The organism is Arthrobacter sp. Y3222053 (assembly GCF_059092805.1).
In genome coordinates, this window is record NZ_JBNHIA010000001.1 from 840,811 (window position 1) to 860,377 (window position 19,567).

Consider the following 19,567-nt stretch of genomic DNA (forward strand, 5'->3'; position numbering starts at 1 on the left):
GGCACGAGCGGACCCGTCCATGAAATACCTAGGGGGGTATACTGGCAGCTACTCCAGCAGCCGTTCGAAGGAAGCTCCATGGAACTGAATCCCGCCGAGATGGGCCCCGTCATCAACCGCCTCAAGCGCGCCCAGGGCCAGCTGGCCGCCGTCACCCGCATGCTCGAGGAGGGCCGGGACTGCAAGGACGTGGTCACCCAGCTTTCCGCCGTCTCCAAGGCCGTGGACCGGGCGGGCTTCGCCATCATCGCCAGCGGCCTGGAGCAGTGCTACGCCGCTGGCGGCGAGGACATGGACCGCAAGGAGCTGGAGAAGCTCTTCCTCTCCCTGGCCTGACCCGCACCCGGGCATCCGCCCGCACCGCGCCCCGCAACGCCCCGGAATGTGACATGCCTCAGTTATTTTGAATTACTCAGAATAAGTCCGGTAGCCTGAAGACACGCCCGCAGCACTGACTGCGCAGACCCGTCGATGATTCGCCGCTTCCTGCGGCGGCCGCGGGTGACCGGCTCAACCGAGCCGGCCGCGAACAGCCTTTTGCACGCCACCGTCGGCCAGACGGTGATGCCGTGCTGCCGTCTTCAAGGAGCACCAATGACTTTCACCATCACCCGCAACGACGCCGCGCCCGTCCTCTGCGAGGAGGCCCCCGCCTCCGCCGGACAGGCCGCACCCGTCTCCGCCCGCGAAGCCCGCTGCGCCTTCCCCCTCGGCGGCAGCTACACCGCCCGCTTCGACGGGGCCCGCCGCCCGGCTGCCTCGGGCGGCAACTACACCGGCGGACGCCGCGCCGCCGTCCCCGCCGGCTACGTCACCGGAGCCCGCCGCCCGCAGGCCGCGGGCAGCTACACCGGGACCTACGACGCCGGCAACTGACCGCAGAACCGGCGGCCAGGCGCCGCCCTGCCGCCCGGAATCACGCCGGAGCGAAAACCAGCGCCGCCGCCTCCTCCAGTACGGACCGGACCGCCGCCACGGCAGGATTCGCTGCCCCGGCCTCCCGCACGGAGGTGAAGATGGTCCGCCGGGGATCCCCGGGCAGGTCAAGCAGGAGGCAGGGCGAGGAGCCTCCCGCCCAAAGCAGGTCCGGCATGAAGCTCACCGCGTTGCCTGAGGCGACCAGCCGGGTCTGGGCCTGAAGGTCCGCCGTCTCGAACCGTACGTCGGGCTCGAAGCCGGCCTGCCGGCAGATCTGCTCGGCCCAGTGCCGGGACGCCGTGCCGCGCGGTTCCATCACCCACGCCGCATCACCGCCGATCTCCCGCAGATCCTCCAGCGTGCTGATCGGCTGCGGCGTCCAGGACGGCGGGACCGCCAGCCGGATCGCGTCACTGGTCAGCGCCCGCCGATCCAGCTCGGGGTGGTGCGCCGCGGCGTGACCGGGATAGTGCTCCGCGACCACGAGGTCAAACTCCCGCTGCCAGGTTTCCCGCAGCGCCGTCTCAGGCTCACGCTGGACCATTTCCAGCCGTACCGAAGGGTGCCGCTGCGCCATGGCGGTCAGGGTGCCGGGCATCAGGGCCAGGGCCGCGGACTGGAAGACCGCCACCCGGACCGTGCCCGTGACCTCGGTCAGGGAGGCGGCCAGGTCCGCTTCGGCCCGCTCCAGGACCCGCACCAGCTCCGCGGTGTGCTCCACCAGGATCTCCGCCTGCGGTGTGAGCTGGACGAGGCGCCCGGCGCGGCGCAGCAGGGGCACCCCGGCCTCCTTCTCCAGCAGGGCCAGCTGCTGGGAAACCGAGGACGGGCTGAGCCGCACGACGTCGGCCACCGCGGCCAGCGTGCCGTGCAGTTTCAGCTCGCGCAGCAGGCGGAGCCGCCGGACATCCAACACGCCTGGCACCCTTCAGGAAAACCAACGGATAAACCTCGGAAAACATCACTTTATCCAACGCCCCGGAGGGCGCATAGTGGGCTGGTAACGGGTACCGCCGTTCCCCATGAACCAGTATCGGAGCGTCGCCATGACCACTCTCCCCACCCCTCCGGGCTCCGGCACCACCGTGTCCGCGCCGGACGGCGGCAGCCGCATCCCGGCCGCCTCGACGCCGGACGACGCGCTGCCCACCCACCTGGCCGATGAAGCCGCCGCCCTGGTCCGCCGCTGGCTCACCGAGGCCGCCGGCTACCCCGTGGACCGCTCCGCCGCCCAGCTGGCCGGCGTGCTCCGGGACCCGGGCGGACTGGACTTCACCGTCGGTTTCGTGGACGGCGTGATCCGCCCCGAAGACAAAGCCGTGGCGGCCCGCAACCTGCGCCGCCTGGCCCCGCAGGTGCCCGCCTTCCTGCCCTGGTACCTGCGCGCCGCCGTCCGCACCGGCGGCGCCGTCGCCCCGGTGTTGCCCGGCGTCGTCATCCCCGCCGCCCGGGCCGCGCTGCGGCGCATGGTCGGGCATCTGATCGTGGACGCCACCGACCGGCGGCTCGGCCGCTCCATCGCGAAGATCCGCCGCGAAGGCATCCGCCTGAACGTGAACCTGCTCGGCGAGGCCGTGCTCGGCACCCGCGAGGCCGGCCGCCGGCTCGAGGGCACGCACCGGCTGCTGGCCCGCGACGATGTCGACTACGTCTCCATCAAGGTCTCCTCCACGGTCGCCCCGCACTCACCGTGGGCCTTCGACGAGGCCGCCGCCGACGTCGTCGAGCACCTGGCCCCGCTCTACGAGCAGGCCGCCGCCGCGCCCACCCCCAAGTTCATCAACCTGGACATGGAGGAATATAAGGAGCTGGACCTCACCGTGGAGGTCTTCACCCGCATCCTGGACCAGCCCCGGTTCCGGAACCTCGAGGCCGGCATCGTGCTGCAGGCCTACCTGCCGGACGCGCTGTCCGCCATGATCCGGCTGCAGGAATGGGCCGCCGCCCGCCGCGCCTCCGGCGGAGCGCCGATCAAGGTGCGCGTGGTCAAGGGCGCCAACCTGCCGATGGAGCAGGTGGAGGCCGAACTGCACGGCTGGCCGCTGGCCACCTGGGGCAGCAAGGCCGAGACCGACACCAACTACAAGCGGGTGCTGAACTACGCCCTGCGCCCCGAACACACCGCCAATGTGCGGATCGGCGTCGCCGGGCACAACCTGTTCGACATCGCCTGGGCCTGGCTGCTCGCCGGCGAACGCGGTGTCCGGGACGGCATCGACTTCGAGATGCTGCTCGGCATGGCCACCGGCCAGGCCGAGGCGGTGCGCCGCGACGTCGGCGGGCTGCTGCTGTACACCCCGGTGGTCCGCCCGCAGGAGTTCGACGTCGCCATCGCCTACCTGATCCGGCGGCTGGAGGAAGGCGCCAGCTCCGAGAACTTCATGTCCGCGGTGTTCGAGCTGGCCGCCAACGAGGAGCTGTTCGAGCGGGAGAAGCAGCGCTTCCTCACCTCCCTGGCCGCCCTCGACGCCGAGGTGCCCGAGCCCGCCCGCCGGCAGGACCGCACCCGTCCGCAGGCCCCGGCGCCCCGGGACCGGTTCGAGAACACCCCGGACACCGACCCCGCCGTCGCCGCCAACCGTGCCTGGGGCGGGCAGATCCTGGCCCGCGTGCCGGGCAGCGAGGCAGGGGCGGCCACCATCGCCGCGGCCGCCGTCGACACCGGCGAACAGCTGCAGGCCGGCATCGCCGCGGCCCTGTCCGCCGGGGCCGGCTGGGGCGCCCTGACCGGAGCGCAGCGGGCCGAGGTGCTCCACGCCGCCGGCGACGCGCTGGCCGCCCGCCGCGCCGAACTGCTGGAGGTCATGGCCGCCGAAACCGGCAAGACCCTCGACCAGGCGGACCCGGAGGTGTCGGAGGCGATCGACTTCGCGCACTACTACGCCGAGCAGGCCAGGGCACTGGACGCTGTGGACGGTGCGGAGTTCGTGCCGGCCCGGCTCACCGTGGTCACCCCGCCGTGGAACTTCCCGGTCGCCATTCCGGCCGGGTCCACGCTCGCCGCGCTGGCCGCGGGGTCCGCCGTCGTGCTCAAACCCGCCGGGCCCGCCCGCCGCTGCGGCGCCGTGCTCGCCGAGGCGCTGTGGGAGGCGCTCGACGCCGCCGGCGTGTCCCGTGACCTGCTCGCCCTGATGGACGTGGACGAAGGCACCCTGGGCCGGCAGCTGATCGAGCACCCGGCCGTGGACCGGCTGATCCTCACCGGCGCGTACGAAACGGCCGAGCTGTTCCGCTCCTTCCGCCCGGACCTGCCGCTGCTGGCCGAAACCTCGGGCAAGAACGCGCTGATCGTCACGCCCAGCGCGGACTTCGACCTGGCGGCCAAGGACCTGGCCTACTCCGCGTTCGGGCACGCCGGGCAGAAGTGCTCCGCCGCGTCGCTGGTGATCCTGGTCGGCTCCACCGCCCGCTCCCGCCGCTTCCACGACCAGCTGGTGGACGCCGTGTCCTCCCTGACCGTGGACTGGCCGGCCAACCCGGCCGCGCAGATGGGCCCGATCATCGAACCGGCCGAGGGCAAGCTGCTGCGCGGGCTCACCGAGCTGGGCGAAGGCGAGAACTGGGTGCTGCAGCCGCGGCAGCTTGACGACAGCGGCCGGCTGTGGAGCCCCGGCATCCGCGCCGGCGTGCGCCGCGGCTCCGAATTCCACACCACCGAGTACTTCGGCCCGGTGCTGGGCATCATGACCGCCGACACCCTGGAGGAGGCCGTCGCCCTGCAGAACGAGGTGGACTACGGGCTCACCGCCGGCCTGCATTCGCTGGACCCGGCGGAGATCGGCTACTGGCTGGAGCATGCCCAGGCCGGCAACCTGTACGTGAACCGGCACATCACCGGCGCGATCGTGCAGCGCCAGCCGTTCGGCGGCTGGAAGAAGTCCGCCGTCGGCCCCGGCACCAAGGCCGGCGGGCCGAACTACCTCATCGGACTGGGCGACTGGCGCCGCGCCGAATACCGGGGCTCCGGGGGAGTTGGCGGCTCCAGGGCCACCGGTTCCGGGCTCGGGGCCGCACCGGGCGCGACGCCGGATCCGAAGCTGCAGGCCCTCGTTGAGGCGGCCGGCGAGCTTGCCGGCGCGGACGCGGCAGGTTTCCTGGCCCGGTCGCTGGCCAGCGACGCCGCCGCCTGGGAACAGGAGTTCGGGCAGGCCCGTGACGTGACCGGCCTCGCCGCCGAGCGCAACGTCTTTCGCTACCTGCCCGTCCCCGTCACGGTGCGGCTGGCCGACGGTGCCCCGGTGGCCGACCTGCTGCGCGTGGTCGCGGCCGGGCTGCGGGCCGGAGCGCCGCTGACCGTTTCCGCCGCCGCCCCGCTGCCGGCCGCCGCGCGGTCCCTGCTTCAGGAGGCGGGTGTCGAGCTGCGGACGGAGGACGACGCCGCGTGGCTGGCCTTCGCGGGCAACCTGGCCGGCGGCCGGGTCCGGCTGATCGGCGGCAACCGGGCGGAGACCATCGCCGCGACCGGCGGGCGTCCCGACGTCGCGGTCTACGCCGGGGAGGTCACCGAGGCCGGGCGGGTGGAAATGCTGCCGTTCCTGCACGAGCAGGCACTGAGCATCACCGCGCACCGCTTCGGCACGCCCAACCACCTCACCGACCACCTGATCTGAGGTAAGGACGGGACAGCGGAGGGTCCGGCGGCGGTCCGGGCCCTCCGCTGTGCCGGTTTCCCTCCACTTGCCCGGGTTTCCCTCCACTTCGCCCGCTTCCTCCGGTTGGAGCCGGAGGAAGGGGCACAAACTGGAGGGGGTCGCCGTGAAGCGGAGGGAAACCGGCCGGGGTGCGTCAGGAAGCGGAGGGAAACCGGCCGGGGTGGGCCGGGATCAAGACGGAGGCAGCCACCGCCGGGTGCGAACACCCTGAACACCCCGCGTGGTACGTTGCCGCACACCAATGTGAAGGGAAGCGGCATGCGGCGTCGTGAGGATGAACAGCTGTGGGACCTGGTGCACGCCGAGCGGGCGGCGCTCGCCGAGGACCTCGCCGGGCTCAGCCCGGAGCTGTGGCGGGCACCGTCGTTGTGCCCCGGATGGACCGTGGAGGACGTCGTCGCGCATCTCGTCGCCGCCGCCAGCCTGACCCGGTGGCAGTGGCTGCGCAGCATGGCGGGCGCGCGGCTCCGCCCGGACCTGCACAACCAGCACCGGCTCGAGGAGTTCCGCGGCGCGGACCCGGCCGGCACGCTCGCCCGGTTTCAGGCGGTCATCGGAAGCACGACGGCGCCCTCCGGCCACACGCCCGCATACCTGGGCGAAGTCCTCGTCCATGCCCAGGACATCCGCCGGCCCCTGGGCCTTCCCCGGGCCCCGTCGATTGATGCCCTGACCCCGGTGGCGCGCTTCTTTTCCGCCCGTAACTTCGCGGTGGACAGCAGGACGGCAGCGGACGGCCTGCGGCTGCAGGCCGACGACGGACCCTTCCGTTCGGGCACCGGCCCGCTGGTGTCGGGGCCCACGCTGGCGCTGGTGATGGCCATGGCAGGCCGCCGCGCCTACCTCGAGGACCTTGACGGGCCGGGACTGCCGGTCCTGCTCGGCCGAATTCACGGAAGCCATTGACCCCCCAACCGGGCGGTTCCTACCCTTCGAGTGCAGCCAACCGCGCCGGCGGCCTTGCCGGGGCAAGGACAGGAGCACTCCCATGGACACTTCGGCCACCGCTTCCGGACGCGCCCTTTCCGCCGACGGCGTGCCCATCGCCTGGCAGCGGCGGGGCAGCGGGCCGCCGCTGGTGATCGTGGATCCCGTGCTGATGGACCGGACCACGTCGGTGGCCGCGACGCTCGCCGATCTGCTGGCGGAGCACCACACGGTGTACACCTACGACCGGCGCGGCAAGGGCGAGAGCGGTGACGGCGAGGAGTACACGCCCAACTCAGAAGTCGACGATCTGCTCGCCGTGATCCAGGTGGCTGGGGGGTCGGCAGCCCTCTACGGCTTCTCCTCCGGAGCGCTGCTCGCGCTGCGAACCGCGGCTCAGTCCGCCGTCGTCAGCCGGGTGGTGGCGCTGGAACCGCCGCTGGATTCCGAGGCCGGCGGCGGTGAACGGCTGCGCCAGCAGCTGCAGGCACTGATCGACGCCGGGCAGCGGGCGGAGGCGGTGCGCCTGTTCCAGCGCTCCATCGGGGTGCCGGAGCACACCGCGGCAGGCATGGACGTCTCCGCGTTTGAAGACGCGGCCCACACCATCGCCTACGACCTGGTGCTCACCGAAACCACCGAGCTGGAGGGGCTGGCCGGCATCAAGGTGCCGGTGCTGGTCCTGGTCAGCGCCGGCAGCGATACGCGGATGCAGCAGTGGGCGCGGGACGCCGCCGACGCGATCACCGACGCGGAACTGCGGGTTCTCGACGGGGACTGGCACGGCGTGGCCGACGAACCGCTCGCCGCGGCCATCGAGGAGTTCCTCGACTGAGCTCCGGCCCGGCCCGCTACGCCGGCGCGGTGAAGAAGACTTCGGTCCAGGCGCCGTGATCGACGTCGAGGTCCGGACGGCGCTCCAGCCCCGCCGCCAAGGCAGTCTTCTGCGAGCCGAGGTTGTCTGCCGTTGTGCGGGCCACCACCGACAGCTCCGGCAGGTGCAGCCGGGCCTGCCGGACCGCCGCCGCGGCGCCCTCGGTGGCGTAGCCGCGGCCCCAGGCGGACGGGTCGTAGCGGTAGTACAGGTTCAGCGCCGGCTGCCCGGCGACGTCGAGCAGCCGCACCCCGGTGAACCCGATGATCTCCTCGGGCTGCCCGGCCAGGGCCACCGCCCAGTAGCCGAACCCTTCGGCCCGCCAGTGGCGCAGAAACGCCCGGAAGGTCCGATCCGCTGCGGACTCGGTGACCGCACCGGGATTGTGCGCGTTGGTGCGCGGATCGGAATGCAGGCGCACCGCCGCGGCGCGGTCGGTTTCCTCGGGCCGCCGCAGCAGCAGCCGCTCGGTCTCCAGGGGCGTCCAAAAGGTGGGGTCCTGCTTCCAGCTCATGGGGGCAGCCTAGCCGGGGGCACCCCCATTCCGGTTTTGGCCCCGGAGGGCAGCGCTCCCGGGGGCGTCCGCTGCGGGGCGGCGCCCCCGGCCGTCCAGCCCTCAGCGATCGGACCGGCGGCCACCGGCCAGCCGGAGGGCCGCCGCGACCAGCTCCGCACTGTCGGCGGCCGGCGTGCCGTCCGGCAGCACCAGGGTGTCCTCCAGTCCGATCCGGACGTCGAGGCCCCGCTGCCGGGCGAACCGCAGCACCGGCCAGGCCGTGGTGCCTTCCCCGTGCAGCAGCACCGGCAGCTCCGCCGGGCCCAGCGCTTCCAGCAGCTGCTTCGCCGAGGCGACGCCGGCGTCGTCGGGCGGGGAACCGGAACGGTTATGACCGCTCCCCGGCTGCTCATCCTGGGCCTCCAGCAGCACGCGCAGGCAGCGGTACTGCAGCGCGGACTGCTGCCAGGCGGCGACGGCGGCCGGCGTCCAGAGCCCGGCTTCGATGCCGATCCCGCGCCCGAGCAGCGCCGCGGCCACCTCCTCGGCGCCGTCCTCGTGCCAGTTCACCGAGGCGAAATCCGGCAACACCGTCCAGCTGCTGATCAGCCGCACCCGGGTGCCAGGATCCGGTTCGGCCCACGCACCGGTGGTGACGCCGACCGGCAGCTCCGGTACCAGGGCACGGACGGCGGTGACCGCCGCGGCATGCAGCAGCGGGTCGAAGGTGTCCCGGCCCGCCGCGTCCTTCACGTGCAGGTGTACGGCTTCGGCGCCCGCGGCGGCGGCGGCCGCTGCGGCTTTGGCGAGCTGCTCGGCCGTGACCGGCAGGGCCGGATGCTCATCGGGCAGCCGGGGCCCGTTCAGGCAGGCCTTGAGCATGGCTCCTCCTGGGAAGTCGCAGCGGGCGGTAAGCGGGAAGACCGGCGCGCCGACCGACCCGGTCCGTGGCGGACAGTGTGCACGACGGCGGGGCGGGACGCGACGCGACACGCTCCAGTAGGCTGGGGCGAACCACGGCACCCCCGTGCAGGAACCATCTGCAACCGAGGCAAGGAGACCCCATGGCTCACGTGAACGACCCCGAAACCGTTGAAAGGCTGCTCACCACCAAGGGCCGCTGGGCCGTCGTCGGGCTGTCCAACAACCCGATGCGCACCGCCGTCGGGGTCTCGCGGTTTGTCCGCGACCGGCTCGGCATGGAGATCGTCCCGGTGAACCTCAAAGGCGAGGACTTCGACGGCGAAAAGGGCTACCGCACCCTGGCGGATGTTCCGGGACAGATCGACGTCGTGGACTGCTTCGTCAACTCGTCCAAGGTGGGCACGGTGGTGGACCAGGCCATCGCCGTTGGAGCGAAGGCCGTCTGGCTGCAGCTGGGCGTGATCGACGAGGCCGCCGCGCAGCGCGCCGCCGACGCCGGCCTCGACGTCGTGATGGACACCTGCCCGGTGATCGAGGCGCCGCGGGTCGGGCGGTAACAGACGTCCGGGTCGGAGGACGACGGCCCGCCGTGGCCGGGCCGCTGACTAGGATGGACCAAACCGGCGGGCCCCTCCGCCGGAGCAGTTGCAGTCTGACCAGGAGGCAAACATGAGCGAAGCGCACGGCAACCCCCCGATCGACGAGGCCCGCGAGAACCTGGCCGGCAGCAAAGCGGAATTCGATGACGCCGTGACCCACAAGCTGGTCCTGGACGCCGAGGAAGCGCGGCAGCAGCAGGCGCGGGAGGAAGCGGAAAAGCGCGGCGACGACACGGCCGATGACGCGTCCGACGACAAGGTCGACGCCGCCACCGGCGCCGGAACGGATAACTCAGCGCCTCCGGCCACCGACCCCGAGGACTCCGGCGAGGCCCGGGAGGACCAGCCCGCACTCGAAGAGGACGAGGACAGCCCGGCCCAGGAGGGCAAAGCCTCCTCGTAGGGCTGCAGCAGGGGTCGGCCCCCGGCCTTTTTACCGGGGGCCGACCTCGAACAGCTCGCCCGGGCTCGCCTTGAGGGCGTCACAGACGGCGGTCAGCGTGCTGAACCGGATGGCCCGGGCTTTGTTGTTCTTCAGGATGGACAGGTTCGCCATGGTGATGCCTGTCCGTTCGGACAACTCAGTCAGGGTCATCCCGCGTGCCTTGAGCAGTGCATCGAGCCGACAGATGACGCGGTGAGAGGCGGTGTCCTCAGACGATGCCAATCGTGTCCTCCTTCAGGCGTGCGCCTTCCCGGAACGCGACAGCCAGTGCTGCGGCGATGATGCCCAGCAGGATCAGCATCCACGGCACCGCCGGCCATGCGAAGCCCAGCCCCTGGTAGGGCGAGAGGAAACCCTCCAGGCGCGTGGGGGAGGTGAGGTCGCCCAGACGCCACAGGGTGGAGACCGCCGCGAAATCCACTCCGGCCTTCAGCAGGGCGCCGCCGCAGAGTGTCGCCGCCAGCCGGCGCAGCGCCCGCCGCACGCCCGGGGCAAAGGAATCGCCGGTGGAAATTCCACGCAGCACCCGCGTCACCAGGATCGCCGCGGCGAGGATGGTGAGGGCCTGGATGATCCCGGGGCCGGCACAGAGCAGCCGCAGCCACACCGGCACGTCGGTCAGGAAGGCGGACTCTCCCTCATGCAGGTTCGCCTGGAGCAGCTGCGGAAGGGTATCCAGGGGCAGCCGGCCGTCCGCCCCGCCGAAGGTCATCAGTGCCCGGCCGGTCAGGATGATGGTGGCTTGGACGGCAGCACCCAGCATCGCGAAGAGAAGCGCCGTCCACACTGCTGCGACGGCCAGTCGCAGCGCCGGCCGGCTGGTCCGTGTTGATTCCGAGGTATCCATGACTCCCCCTGTTTATCGATAGTCGATGTTATTGATAAACAATAAGCGCCTCGAATGCCCCTGTCGAGGGAGGCAGGAAAAAAGCTAGACAGGGCAACATCTGTGACGCGCGCCATATGGCGGAATGTGTCGTCCCCCGATGGGCGCCTCTTGCGGAAACCGGCAGGTCCGGGCAAGGATGGGTCCCGTTAACCATCCCGAGCGGCTGAGAGACCTGGCTCGCTGACGCCGCAGCAACCCCTTCACCGGCCGGTGAAGCACGGTGCTAATGCCAGGACCGATGGAGAAGGCAGCAGACTGCACCGCCTTTCCCGGCCCTGCCCCGGCGCTGCCCTGCGCCCGGGCCCGGTTCCGGCAGTGCACGCACGCATACCTTCCTTCGGGCACAACGCCTAGGAGGAGCACATGAGCGAGACCTATCCGCCCCCCGCCGCAGCCGGAGGCAGCACCATCCGGCTTGAAAACGTGGGCACCACCTTCACGGTGGCCGGAGGCAGCTTCACCGCCGTCGACGACGTCAGCCTCACCATTCCCGGCGGCAGCATCCAGGGCATCATCGGTTTCTCCGGAGCCGGGAAGTCCACGCTGCTGCGCAACATCAACCTGCTGGAACGCCCGACATCGGGCCGCGTCTGGGTGGACGGCGAGGACCTGACCGCGCTGGACGACCGGGCGCTGCGCCGCCGCCGGCACGGGATCGGTATGATCTTCCAGCACTTCAACCTGCTCAACAACCTGACCGCGGCGCAGAACGTGGAGCTGTCGCTGAAGTTCGCCGGCGTCCCGGGACCGGAACGGCGCCGCCGCGCCGCGGAGGCGCTCGACGTCGTCGACCTCGCCGACAAGGCCGACACCTACCCGGCCAAGCTCTCCGGCGGGCAGAAGCAGCGCGTCGCGATCGCCCGGGCGCTGGCCACCAACCCGAAGGTGCTGCTCTGCGACGAGCCGACCTCCGCCGTCGACCCCCGCACCACCGCCTCGGTGCTGCAGTACCTGACCGACGTGAACCGGGAGTTCGGGATCACCGTGGTCCTGGTGACGCACGAAATGAACGTGGTCAAGGCGATCGCGGACAACGTGGCGGTGATGGAGTCCGGGCGCGTGGTCGAGCAATTCGACCTCACCGAACTGGCCCGGCCCGGCTTCGCCCCGGCGACGGCGATCGGCCGGTACCTGGTCTCCGACGACGTCGAGCTGGACCGGCCCAAGGTCCGGGCCGCCGCCCCCGCAATCGCCCAGGCGGTGGCCGGTGTTTGAGCGCATCCTCGAAGTCTGGCCGGAACTGCTCGCCGCCCTCGGCGAGACCGGCACCATGCTGCTGGTCTCCATTCCGCTCGCCGTCCTGCTCGGCACGCCGCTGGGGGTGCTGCTCTACGCGATCGGGCCCAACGGGCTGGGGCACAAACCCAAGCTGCACCGGATCCTGGACTCGGCCGTGAACCTGGTCCGGTCCTTTCCGTTCCTGATCCTGCTCATCGCGATCATCCCGTTCACCCGGCTGATCGTGGGAACCACCATCGGCACCGCCGCGGTCATCGTGCCGCTGACCATCAACGCCATCCCGTACTTCGCCCGCTTCGCCGAACAGAACATCACCCAGCTCGGCGGCGGCGTGGTCGAGGCGGCCCGCTCCATGGGCGCCACCCGCGGCCAGATCGTGCGGGACGTCCTGCTGGTGGAGGCGAAGCCGGCGCTGATCGGCTCCATCACGATCATGACGGTCAGCTTCATCTCCTACTCGGCCATGGCCGGGCTGGTGGGCGGCGGCGGGATCGGCGACTTCGCCATCCGCTACGGCTACTACCGCTACGAGACCGGCCTGATGGTCACCGCCATCGTGCTGATGATCGTGCTGGTCCAGGCCGTCCAGCTGACCGGGTCCCTGCTGGCCCGCCGCGCGGACAAACGCATCTAGATCCGGGGCCCGAACCCGGGCCCGCCGCTTTACGGGAGCATCCCGGCGGCGCCTGACGCAGCAACCCGACGGCGCCGCCCCGGGGCCCGCCCCGCATTCCGCCTGCCCTTCCCGCACCTTTTCGAAGAGGACACCTTGTACTTCAACGCACCGCACTTCAACATACCCAAAAACAGCTCCACCGTGCCCGGAACCAGCCGCCGCACCCTGCTCAAGTACCTCGCCGCGGCCGGAGCCGCAGCGGCCTCGACCACCGCCCTCGCCTCCTGCGGCCTGGGCGGCGCCGCGGCCGGGAACAGCCGCACCATCCGGCTGATCTCCTCCCAGGTGAAGGTCTACGAAGAGCCGGTGACGATCGCCGCCCGGCTGCTCAAGGACGCCGGCTGGGACCTGCAGACCACCTTCGTCAACGACATCAACCAGCCCAACATCGCCGTGGCGAACGGCGAGGCGGACGCCAACTGCTTCCAGCACATGGCCTATCTGGCGCAGTTCAACCGGGACCAGGGGCTGGACCTGGTGCCGCTGTTCTACATCCGCAACTCCCCGGCGGTGCTCTACTCCTACAAGCACAAAGCGGTCACCGACCTGCCCGACGGCGCCACCGTCAGCATCCCGGTGGACACCGCCAACAACGGCCGCGCCCTGTTCATGCTCCGCGCCCACGGGCTGCTCGAACTGGCCGACGGCGTCACCGTGGTCACCGCCTCGCAGCAGGACATCACCGCCAACCCGCGGAACCTGAAGTTCGTGGAGGTGGACCAGCTCTCGCTCAGCCAGACCCTCGAAGACGTGGACGCCGGGTTCATGTTCCAGTCCACCGCCGTGGACGCCGGCATCCACGAGAAGGCCACCGTCATCGCGGAGGAACAGCAGGACGACGAGATCCCGTACCGCTCCATCTTCGCCGGCACCCGGGAATTCGCCGGCTCCGAGGCCGCCGATGCGCTGCGCACCGCCGTCCAGAGCGACGAGGTCCGGACGTTCTTCGCCGGCTACCAGGACGGTTTCTTCCAGCTGCCCTGGGACGAGGACCCGCTGCCCGCCTTCGAACAGCTCTCCGCCTCCGTCGCCTCCGTCGCCGCGGCCTGACCCGTGCCTGCCCGAAAGGACCCCATGAGCACCCCCAGCACGCGCTTTCCGCAGGGCCGTCCCCGCCTGCTGCTGAACGCGTTTTTGATGAACACGCCCAGTCACATCCGCGGCGGGCAGTGGCGGCACCCCGACGCGCAGCAGCACCGGTACAACGAGCTCGCCTTCTGGACCGGGCTGGCCCGGCAGCTGGAGGAGGCAAAGTTCGACGCCCTGTTCTTCGCCGACGTCGCCGGCCTGTACGGCGACCACGACGGCGGCTGGGCCTCGCATGTGCGCCGCGGCCTGCAGGTGCCGGCCAATGACCCGCTGATCCTGCTCGCCGCCCTGGCCGGGGCCACCGAACACATTGGACTGGCCGCGACGTCGTCGGTGGTGCAGTCCCACCCGTTCCAGTTCGCCCGGCAGGTCTCCACCCTGGACCACCTCTCCGGCGGCCGGATCGGCTGGAACATCGTCACCTCGGTGCTGGAAAACACGCACCGCAACTTCGGCGGCGACGGCCTCGCCGCCCACGCGGACCGGTACGACTGGGCGGACGAATACGTCGAGGCCGCCTACAAGCTCTGGGAAGGCTCCTGGGACGACGGCGCGGTGCTCGCCGACAAGGCGGCCGGCGTGTACGCCGATCCGGAGAAGGTGCACAAGATCCACCACCGCGGCCCGCGGTACTCGATCGAGGGACCGCACCTGGTCGCCCCGTCGCCGCAGCGCACCCCGTTCCTGTTCCAGGCCGGCAGCTCCGGGCGCGGGCAGCGGTTCGCCGCCGCCAACGCGGAGGCCACGTTCATCTTCGCGCCCAACCCGGAGCACGCGGCGACCGTGGCCGCCGGCGTGCGCCTGCATGCCGCCGACGCCGGGCGGCTGCCCGAAGACATCCTGGTCTTCACCGGGCTCTCCTTCGTGGTGGGCGGCACCGAGGACGAGGCACGGCGGAAGAAGCAGGACCTGGACGGGTATCTGGACCTGGACGCCGTCATCGCACACATCGGTGGCGGGCTCGGCGTCGACTTCGGGGGGCTTCCCCTGGACACCCCCGTCGGGGACATCGAAACCGAAGGCGGCCGGGGTGTGCTGGAGGCGATCATCGCCTCCACCCCGGGCCGCAATCCCACTCTGGCCGACGTCGCCCGGTACCGGACCGAGGCGCAGCAGATCGTGGGCACCCCGGAACAGATCGCCGACGAACTCGAGCGCTGGCAGGACGCCGGCGTGGACGGCATCAACATCATCAATTCCCTCCTGCCCGGCTCCTACACCGACTTCATTGACGGTGTCCTGCCGGAACTGCGCCGCCGCGGCCTCGCCCAGACCGGGTACGCCGAAGGCACGCTGCGGGAGAAGGTCTTCGGACGCAGCGCCGACTATCCCGGCGCGCATCTGAATGACCGGCACCCCGCCGCCCGTTGGCGCGGTGCCTTCGAGTCCTCCTCCGCGGCCGCCGAGACCCGGCCCGCCGCGGAGGAGGACCGCCACCCTGTTTCCCTTTCCGCTGCTTCCATCACCGCTCAGGACTGATTGCCATGCCCCGTTTCCCCCGACCCGCGCCGCAGAGCCGGAACCTGCCCCGCCGAGACATCCTGCGCTTCAGCCTTATCGGCGTCGGCGCCGCCGCGCTGGCCACCGCAACCGGCTGCGGGCTCGGCTCCGCCGCCGCCGACGAAAAGCGCATCCGCCTGATCGTCACTGAATCCGCGCCCTACCAGGAACCGACCAAAATCGCCGAGAAGCTGCTCGCCGAGCAGGGGTGGACGCTGGAGGCCACCTACGTGACGGACATCGTGCAGCCGAACCTTGCCGTGGCTAACGGCGAATTCGATGCGAACTTCTTCCAGCACGGCGCCTACCTGCAGCAGTTCAACCTCGACAAGAACCTGGACCTCGAGCCGTTGTTCTATGTCTACGGCTCACCCGGCGGCATCTGGTCCGAGAAGCATCCGTCCCTGCAGGAGCTGCCGGAGGGAGCACGGATCGCGCTGCCGGTGGACCCGGCGAACAACGGCCGCGCCCTGGTGCTGCTGCGCGACGCCGGGCTGATCGACCTGGAACCGGGAGTCGGCGTCATCAGGGTCTCGCAGGAAACCATCACCGCGAATCCGCGGAACCTGCAGTTCGTGGAAGTGGACCAGCAGTCGCTGTCCAAGACGCTGCCGGACGTCGACGCCGGGTTCCTCTTCATCCGTCTCGCCGCCGAAATCGGACTCACGCGGGAACAGGCCCTCGCCTTCGAGGCGGACGCGAACCAGCTGCCGTTCCGCTGCGTCGTCGCCGGCACCGCCGACTTCGCCGCCACGGAGAAGGCACGCGTGCTGCAGGAGGCCTACCAGTCCGAGGAAGTCCGGGAATGGTTTGCCGGGTACATGGGCGGGGTGCTGCCCACACCCTGGGACACGGACCCGCTGGACGAACTGAACCAGTGGCGGCAGGCATGAGCGCCCTCGGTACGGACGCCGCGCCCGCCGCAGCCCGTACGGCCGCCGGCCCCGAAGCCCGGTACCAGGCGCTCGCCGCCCGTTTCCGGCCGCTCTTCGCCCGGATCGCCGACGGCGCGGCGGACCGGGAGCGCACCCGCACCCTGCCGTTCGAGCAGGTGAGATGGCTGCGGGAGGCCGGCTTCGGCACCCTGCGCCTGCCGCCGGAGCACGGCGGGCACGGCGCCAGCCATCTAGAGCTCTTCCGGCTGCTGGCGGAGCTCGCGGCGGCGGACTCCAACGTCGCGCATCTGCTGCGCTCGCACTTCGCCTTCGTGGAAACCGTCGGCCGGGGGGACGCGGAGTTCCAGGCCCGCTGGTATCCCCGGATCGCCGCCGGGCAGATCTTCGGCAACGCCGCCACCGAACGTACCGGCAACGCGCTGGGCACCACCAACACCAAGCTCCGGCGCGGCCCGCGGGGCTGGATCCTCAGCGGGGAGAAGTACTACACCACCGGCAGCATCTTCGCCGACTGGATCACCGTCATGGCGACCACCGACGGGGTGGACGGGCGGCAGTACGCCGTCGTGCCCGCCGACGCGGACGGGGTGGAGATTCTGGACGACTGGGACGGCTTCGGCCAGCAGCACACCGGCACCGGCACCGCGTATTTCCGGGACGTGCCCGTCCCGGACGAGGACGTGATCCCCCGCGGCGCGGCCGGCACCACCCTGGAGGCGGCCTTCTTCCAGCTGGTGCTGCTCGCCGTGCTGGCCGGCATCGGCCGCGCCGCCGTCCGTGACGCCGCCGCCCTGGTGAGGGGCCGGAAGCGGACCTTCAACACCGGCAGCGGGGCCCTGTTCCGGGACGACCCGCTGATCCAGCAGCTGGTGGGCACCCTGTCCGCGAAGGCCTCCGCCGCGGAGGCGATTGTGCTTGCAGCGGCGGCCGAGCTGGATGCCGCGGTGGACCCGGAGCTGGGGCTGGCCCCTGACCAGGCCTATCTGCGCGCCGAACTGGCCGTGGACCGGGCGCAGGTGACCGTGCCGGATCTGGTGCTCGACGTCGCGCAGGGGCTCTTTGACGTGACCGGAGCCTCCGCGGTGTCCCGCGGCAAAGCCTTGGACCGGCACTGGCGCAACGCCAGGACCGTGGCCACGCACAACCCGGCGGTGTTCAAAGCCCGCGGCATCGGGGACTGGGAGATCAACGGAACCGTGCCGGAAGGCCTGGGCAGCATCGGCGACGCGCCGGGGAAGCCCTAGGAGCGGGCGGCTACAGCCGCTGGAACAGGGTACGGACCACCCCGATGTAGAGCCCGTAGGCGATCAGGCCGAACCCGACGGCGGTCAGCAGCGCGGCGCCGAACGGCTGGTCCCGCAGCGTGCGCAGGGCGGCGTCGAGGCCGACCGGCTGGGCAGGGTCGGCCGCCACCGCGGCGGTAATGGTGAGCAGGCCGATGATGCCCAGGGAGATCCCCTTGGCCAGGTAGCCGAGAAGCCCGACCAGCTCCATGGCCCGCTCCAGCCCGGCGTGCCGCAGCCGGACCAGCTGGCGGCGGAACCTGCGGCTGATGCCGACCCAGAGAAACCAGAGCCCGCCGCCCAGCACGCCGGCGCCGACGCCGGCCAGGACCAGCTGCCCGCCGGGAACCGCCAGCAGGCGGGCGGTCCATCCGGAGGACCCGTCGGCGTGCCCGGTGCCCAGCAGGAAGGACGCGAAGATCGCGCCCACGGCGGCATAGACCACGACCTGGCCGGCGTCGGACACGCGGTCCTTGATCAGCTGCCAGCCGCGCATCGTGTCGCCGGCGACCACCAGGCGGGCCAGCTGGAACAGGGCCAGTGCCGCGCAGCCGGCCGCGCCCGCGGCGATCAGCAGCGTGCCCCCCGGGCGGCCGGCAAGCTCGGCCACCGCTCCGGAGGTGCTGGCGACGCCGGGGCCGCCGCCGGCGATGCGCAGCGCGATGAACCCGACCAGCACGTGCGTGAGGCCGCTGGCCACGTAGCCGAACCGGGCGACCAGCTCGAAGGCGGGGGAGCGGGCGGCCCGGGCGGCGGCCCGGTCGGCCCGGCCTGCGGCGGCGGAATCCCTGCGGGCCACCGGCACCCCCTTTCGGCGTATGGCTGCCCCTGCGCCTGTCTGGCGGGGCACCCGGCGCCGGCGCTAGGGTCGGGTCATGCTGCCGATCCAACTGCGCGGGCTGTGCCTGGACCTGCCCGGAGCCTTTGAGGACTTTCCGTTCGGGCCGGAGTCCTCCGTGTTCAAGGTACGGGCCGGGGCGGGCCGGGCCAAGATGTTCGCCCTCTGTGCCCTCGACGCGACCCCGCTCATGGTCTCGCTGAAGTGTGAACCCGAGCTGGCGGTGCAGCTGCGGGCCGCGCATCCGGAAATCACCGGGGCCTGGCACATGAACAAGACCCACTGGAACCAGCTGGACCTGACCGGCTCGCTGGAGGACCGGCTGGTGCAGGACCTGATCGAGGATTCCTACGACCTGGTGGTCGCCTCGCTGCCGCGCCGCGACCAGGAAATGCTGCGCTGGCGGGGCCTGGCCGGCGGCTGAGCGACGTCGCCGGAGGCTCGCGCCGGGCTACAGTTTCACGAACCGTGCCTTGACAATGCCCACGTAGAGGCCGTAACAGATCAGTCCCAGGCCCACCCCGGCGAGCAGCCACGGCCCCAGGGGCTGCTCGCGCAGGCTGCCCAGCGCGCCGTCGAGCCCGCTGGACTGTTCCGGATCCGCCTGCAGGGCGGCGACGAACACCAGGACGCCGACCGCCGCCAAGGAAACGCCCTTGGCGATGTAGCCGACCGTTCCGGTCACCGTCACCACCCGGGGCCACGGGTCCCCGGGCAGGGGGCCGAGGTCGCGCCGGAAGCGGCCGGCGACACCCTTGTACGCGAAGTAGCCGCCGACCACGGCGATCCCGATCCCGACGGCGGCCAGCAGCCACTGGCCGGCCGGCACCGACAACAGCCGGGCGGACCAGGTGGACGAGGACTCACTGCTGTCGCTGCCGCCGGACAGGGCGAAGGACGCGAACGTGGTGCCCAGCACGGCATAGACCACGGCCGGGCCGCCCATCTTCGCGATCTCCTTCCACCGGTCCGTGCCGTCCTCTCGCCGGCCGGCGAGGAACGCGCTGCACGCCAGGTACAACGCCAGCAGGTAACAGCCGAGCAGACAGAACCAGAGCAGGAAGGCGCCCGCCGGCTGCTCGCCGAGCAGCGCCACCGCGCCGCTCGGATCCGCGTTTTCCGACTTCGAGCCGCCAAAGGCCAGCTGCAGGGCGAGGAAGCCGATGACCACGTGGATCAGCCCGGTGGCCACCAGCCCGGCCCGGGCCAGCCGTTCGAACGTCCTTGACTCGGCCGCCTGCTCCGCGGCGCCGGCCGCTTCCCGGCCGGCGCGTTTGCCCATCTGGTTCATCCGGTGCTCCTCATCAGCTCGCTGGCAGTGC

At 71.5% G+C, this 19,567-nt stretch carries 21 protein-coding genes and 1 riboswitch; of the genes, 14 read left to right on the forward strand and 7 right to left on the reverse strand.

The features are described 5' to 3' along the window. Window positions 1-78: 78 nt before the first annotated feature. On the forward strand, window positions 79-336 hold the full coding sequence (locus AC5RUW_RS04050; RefSeq protein ID WP_494159497.1) for a metal-sensitive transcriptional regulator: 258 nt from the start codon (window positions 79-81) through the stop codon (window positions 334-336). Between the two features lie 258 nt (window positions 337-594). Next, window positions 595-876 (forward strand): hypothetical protein, encoded by a 282-nt coding sequence (locus AC5RUW_RS04055; RefSeq protein ID WP_494159498.1) that lies wholly within the window; start codon window positions 595-597, stop codon window positions 874-876. A gap of 40 nt (window positions 877-916) precedes the next feature. Here the strand turns inward: AC5RUW_RS04055 and AC5RUW_RS04060 are convergent, their stop codons facing one another. Then, complete coding sequence (locus AC5RUW_RS04060; protein WP_494159499.1) at window positions 917-1,834, reverse strand: LysR family transcriptional regulator; 918 nt, start codon at window positions 1,832-1,834, stop codon at window positions 917-919. Window positions 1,835-1,964: 130 nt separating this feature from the next. Here AC5RUW_RS04060 and AC5RUW_RS04065 point away from each other — a divergent pair, with 130 nt between their 5' ends. The 3 genes from AC5RUW_RS04065 to AC5RUW_RS04075 all read left to right on the forward strand — a co-directional run bounded on the left by AC5RUW_RS04065 (window position 1,965) and on the right by AC5RUW_RS04075 (window position 7,332). Beyond that, on the forward strand, window positions 1,965-5,528 hold the full coding sequence (locus AC5RUW_RS04065; RefSeq protein ID WP_494159500.1) for a bifunctional proline dehydrogenase/L-glutamate gamma-semialdehyde dehydrogenase: 3,564 nt from the start codon (window positions 1,965-1,967) through the stop codon (window positions 5,526-5,528). 300 nt (window positions 5,529-5,828) lie between these two features. After that, the gene (locus tag AC5RUW_RS04070) at window positions 5,829-6,476 is read left to right on the forward strand and encodes a maleylpyruvate isomerase family mycothiol-dependent enzyme (RefSeq protein WP_494159501.1); all 648 of its coding nucleotides are present in this window, start codon (window positions 5,829-5,831) and stop codon (window positions 6,474-6,476) included. 82 nt (window positions 6,477-6,558) lie between these two features. Further along, entirely contained in the window at window positions 6,559-7,332 is a 774-nt protein-coding gene (locus tag AC5RUW_RS04075; RefSeq protein ID WP_494159502.1) for an alpha/beta fold hydrolase, read from the forward strand. Window positions 7,333-7,348: 16 nt separating this feature from the next. Here AC5RUW_RS04075 and AC5RUW_RS04080 read toward each other — a convergent pair whose 3' ends face one another. After that, window positions 7,349-7,885, reverse strand: a complete 537-nt coding sequence (locus AC5RUW_RS04080) for a GNAT family N-acetyltransferase (RefSeq protein ID WP_494159503.1) — start codon at window positions 7,883-7,885, stop codon at window positions 7,349-7,351. Window positions 7,886-7,987: 102 nt separating this feature from the next. Beyond that, a complete protein-coding gene (locus tag AC5RUW_RS04085; RefSeq protein ID WP_494159504.1) occupies window positions 7,988-8,749 on the reverse strand; it encodes a 3-keto-5-aminohexanoate cleavage protein in 762 nt (253 codons plus the stop codon). 182 nt (window positions 8,750-8,931) lie between these two features. Here AC5RUW_RS04085 and AC5RUW_RS04090 point away from each other — a divergent pair, with 182 nt between their 5' ends. Then, the gene (locus AC5RUW_RS04090) at window positions 8,932-9,348 is read left to right on the forward strand and encodes a CoA-binding protein (protein ID WP_494159505.1); all 417 of its coding nucleotides are present in this window, start codon (window positions 8,932-8,934) and stop codon (window positions 9,346-9,348) included. Window positions 9,349-9,460: 112 nt separating this feature from the next. After that, window positions 9,461-9,793, forward strand: a complete 333-nt coding sequence (locus AC5RUW_RS04095) for a hypothetical protein (protein WP_494159506.1) — start codon at window positions 9,461-9,463, stop codon at window positions 9,791-9,793. 30 nt (window positions 9,794-9,823) lie between these two features. On the opposite strand, the gene AC5RUW_RS04100 is transcribed toward AC5RUW_RS04095, so the two are convergent. Then, entirely contained in the window at window positions 9,824-10,057 is a 234-nt protein-coding gene (locus AC5RUW_RS04100; protein ID WP_494159507.1) for a helix-turn-helix domain-containing protein, read from the reverse strand. Beyond that, window positions 10,044-10,682, reverse strand: a complete 639-nt coding sequence (locus AC5RUW_RS04105) for a hypothetical protein (protein ID WP_494159508.1) — start codon at window positions 10,680-10,682, stop codon at window positions 10,044-10,046. Before AC5RUW_RS04105 ends, AC5RUW_RS04100 begins: the two co-directional genes overlap by 14 nt. Before the next feature lie 189 nt (window positions 10,683-10,871). Continuing rightward, a riboswitch (SAM riboswitch) is annotated at window positions 10,872-10,969 on the forward strand. Window positions 10,970-11,087: 118 nt separating this feature from the next. On the opposite strand from AC5RUW_RS04105, the gene AC5RUW_RS04110 reads away from it, so the two are divergent. The 6 genes from AC5RUW_RS04110 to AC5RUW_RS04135 all read left to right on the forward strand — a co-directional run bounded on the left by AC5RUW_RS04110 (window position 11,088) and on the right by AC5RUW_RS04135 (window position 17,368). After that, window positions 11,088-11,939 (forward strand): methionine ABC transporter ATP-binding protein, encoded by an 852-nt coding sequence (locus AC5RUW_RS04110; RefSeq protein WP_494159509.1) that lies wholly within the window; start codon window positions 11,088-11,090, stop codon window positions 11,937-11,939. Further along, window positions 11,932-12,597: a methionine ABC transporter permease gene (locus AC5RUW_RS04115; protein WP_494159510.1), complete on the forward strand. Its 666-nt coding sequence runs from the start codon at window positions 11,932-11,934 to the stop codon at window positions 12,595-12,597. The genes AC5RUW_RS04110 and AC5RUW_RS04115 overlap by 8 nt, the downstream gene beginning before the upstream one ends. A 135-nt stretch (window positions 12,598-12,732) precedes the next feature. Next, window positions 12,733-13,689, forward strand: a complete 957-nt coding sequence (locus AC5RUW_RS04120; protein WP_494159511.1) for a MetQ/NlpA family ABC transporter substrate-binding protein — start codon at window positions 12,733-12,735, stop codon at window positions 13,687-13,689. A 24-nt stretch (window positions 13,690-13,713) separates the two neighbouring features. Continuing rightward, window positions 13,714-15,207: an LLM class flavin-dependent oxidoreductase gene (locus AC5RUW_RS04125; protein WP_494159512.1), complete on the forward strand. Its 1,494-nt coding sequence runs from the start codon at window positions 13,714-13,716 to the stop codon at window positions 15,205-15,207. Window positions 15,208-15,212: 5 nt separating this feature from the next. Next, a complete protein-coding gene (locus AC5RUW_RS04130; RefSeq protein WP_494159513.1) occupies window positions 15,213-16,121 on the forward strand; it encodes a MetQ/NlpA family ABC transporter substrate-binding protein in 909 nt (302 codons plus the stop codon). Further along, a complete protein-coding gene (locus AC5RUW_RS04135; protein ID WP_494159514.1) occupies window positions 16,118-17,368 on the forward strand; it encodes an acyl-CoA dehydrogenase family protein in 1,251 nt (416 codons plus the stop codon). The genes AC5RUW_RS04130 and AC5RUW_RS04135 overlap by 4 nt, the downstream gene beginning before the upstream one ends. Window positions 17,369-17,378: 10 nt before the next feature. Here AC5RUW_RS04135 and AC5RUW_RS04140 read toward each other — a convergent pair whose 3' ends face one another. Further along, window positions 17,379-18,206 carry a DUF1206 domain-containing protein gene (locus tag AC5RUW_RS04140; RefSeq protein ID WP_494159515.1) on the reverse strand — a complete coding sequence of 276 codons (828 nt, stop codon included), beginning with the start codon at window positions 18,204-18,206 and terminating at the stop codon, window positions 17,379-17,381. A gap of 76 nt (window positions 18,207-18,282) precedes the next feature. Between AC5RUW_RS04140 and AC5RUW_RS04145 the strand changes: the two genes are divergently transcribed. Beyond that, on the forward strand, window positions 18,283-18,669 hold the full coding sequence (locus AC5RUW_RS04145; protein ID WP_494159516.1) for an MmcQ/YjbR family DNA-binding protein: 387 nt from the start codon (window positions 18,283-18,285) through the stop codon (window positions 18,667-18,669). A 27-nt stretch (window positions 18,670-18,696) separates the two neighbouring features. Here AC5RUW_RS04145 and AC5RUW_RS04150 read toward each other — a convergent pair whose 3' ends face one another. Continuing rightward, window positions 18,697-19,536 carry a DUF1206 domain-containing protein gene (locus AC5RUW_RS04150; RefSeq protein WP_494159517.1) on the reverse strand — a complete coding sequence of 280 codons (840 nt, stop codon included), beginning with the start codon at window positions 19,534-19,536 and terminating at the stop codon, window positions 18,697-18,699. Between the last annotated feature and the right edge of the window lie 31 nt (window positions 19,537-19,567).

What these genes read in the sequence shown, in the direction of transcription:
- AC5RUW_RS04050 (WP_494159497.1), top strand. Translation starts at nt 79, where the DNA reads ATGGAACTGAATCCCGCCGAGATGGGCCCCGTCATCAACCGCCTCAAG.
- AC5RUW_RS04055 (WP_494159498.1), top strand. Translation starts at nt 595, where the DNA reads ATGACTTTCACCATCACCCGCAACGACGCCGCGCCCGTCCTCTGCGAG.
- AC5RUW_RS04065 (WP_494159500.1), top strand. Translation starts at nt 1,965, where the DNA reads ATGACCACTCTCCCCACCCCTCCGGGCTCCGGCACCACCGTGTCCGCG.
- AC5RUW_RS04070 (WP_494159501.1), top strand. Translation starts at nt 5,829, where the DNA reads ATGCGGCGTCGTGAGGATGAACAGCTGTGGGACCTGGTGCACGCCGAG.
- AC5RUW_RS04075 (WP_494159502.1), top strand. Translation starts at nt 6,559, where the DNA reads ATGGACACTTCGGCCACCGCTTCCGGACGCGCCCTTTCCGCCGACGGC.
- AC5RUW_RS04080 (WP_494159503.1), bottom strand. Translation starts at nt 7,885, where the DNA reads ATGAGCTGGAAGCAGGACCCCACCTTTTGGACGCCCCTGGAGACCGAG.
- AC5RUW_RS04085 (WP_494159504.1), bottom strand. Translation starts at nt 8,749, where the DNA reads ATGCTCAAGGCCTGCCTGAACGGGCCCCGGCTGCCCGATGAGCATCCG.
- AC5RUW_RS04090 (WP_494159505.1), top strand. Translation starts at nt 8,932, where the DNA reads ATGGCTCACGTGAACGACCCCGAAACCGTTGAAAGGCTGCTCACCACC.
- AC5RUW_RS04095 (WP_494159506.1), top strand. Translation starts at nt 9,461, where the DNA reads ATGAGCGAAGCGCACGGCAACCCCCCGATCGACGAGGCCCGCGAGAAC.
- AC5RUW_RS04105 (WP_494159508.1), bottom strand. Translation starts at nt 10,682, where the DNA reads ATGGATACCTCGGAATCAACACGGACCAGCCGGCCGGCGCTGCGACTG.
- AC5RUW_RS04110 (WP_494159509.1), top strand. Translation starts at nt 11,088, where the DNA reads ATGAGCGAGACCTATCCGCCCCCCGCCGCAGCCGGAGGCAGCACCATC.
- AC5RUW_RS04125 (WP_494159512.1), top strand. Translation starts at nt 13,714, where the DNA reads ATGAGCACCCCCAGCACGCGCTTTCCGCAGGGCCGTCCCCGCCTGCTG.
- AC5RUW_RS04130 (WP_494159513.1), top strand. Translation starts at nt 15,213, where the DNA reads ATGCCCCGTTTCCCCCGACCCGCGCCGCAGAGCCGGAACCTGCCCCGC.
- AC5RUW_RS04135 (WP_494159514.1), top strand. Translation starts at nt 16,118, where the DNA reads ATGAGCGCCCTCGGTACGGACGCCGCGCCCGCCGCAGCCCGTACGGCC.
- AC5RUW_RS04145 (WP_494159516.1), top strand. Translation starts at nt 18,283, where the DNA reads ATGCTGCCGATCCAACTGCGCGGGCTGTGCCTGGACCTGCCCGGAGCC.
- AC5RUW_RS04150 (WP_494159517.1), bottom strand. Translation starts at nt 19,536, where the DNA reads ATGAACCAGATGGGCAAACGCGCCGGCCGGGAAGCGGCCGGCGCCGCG.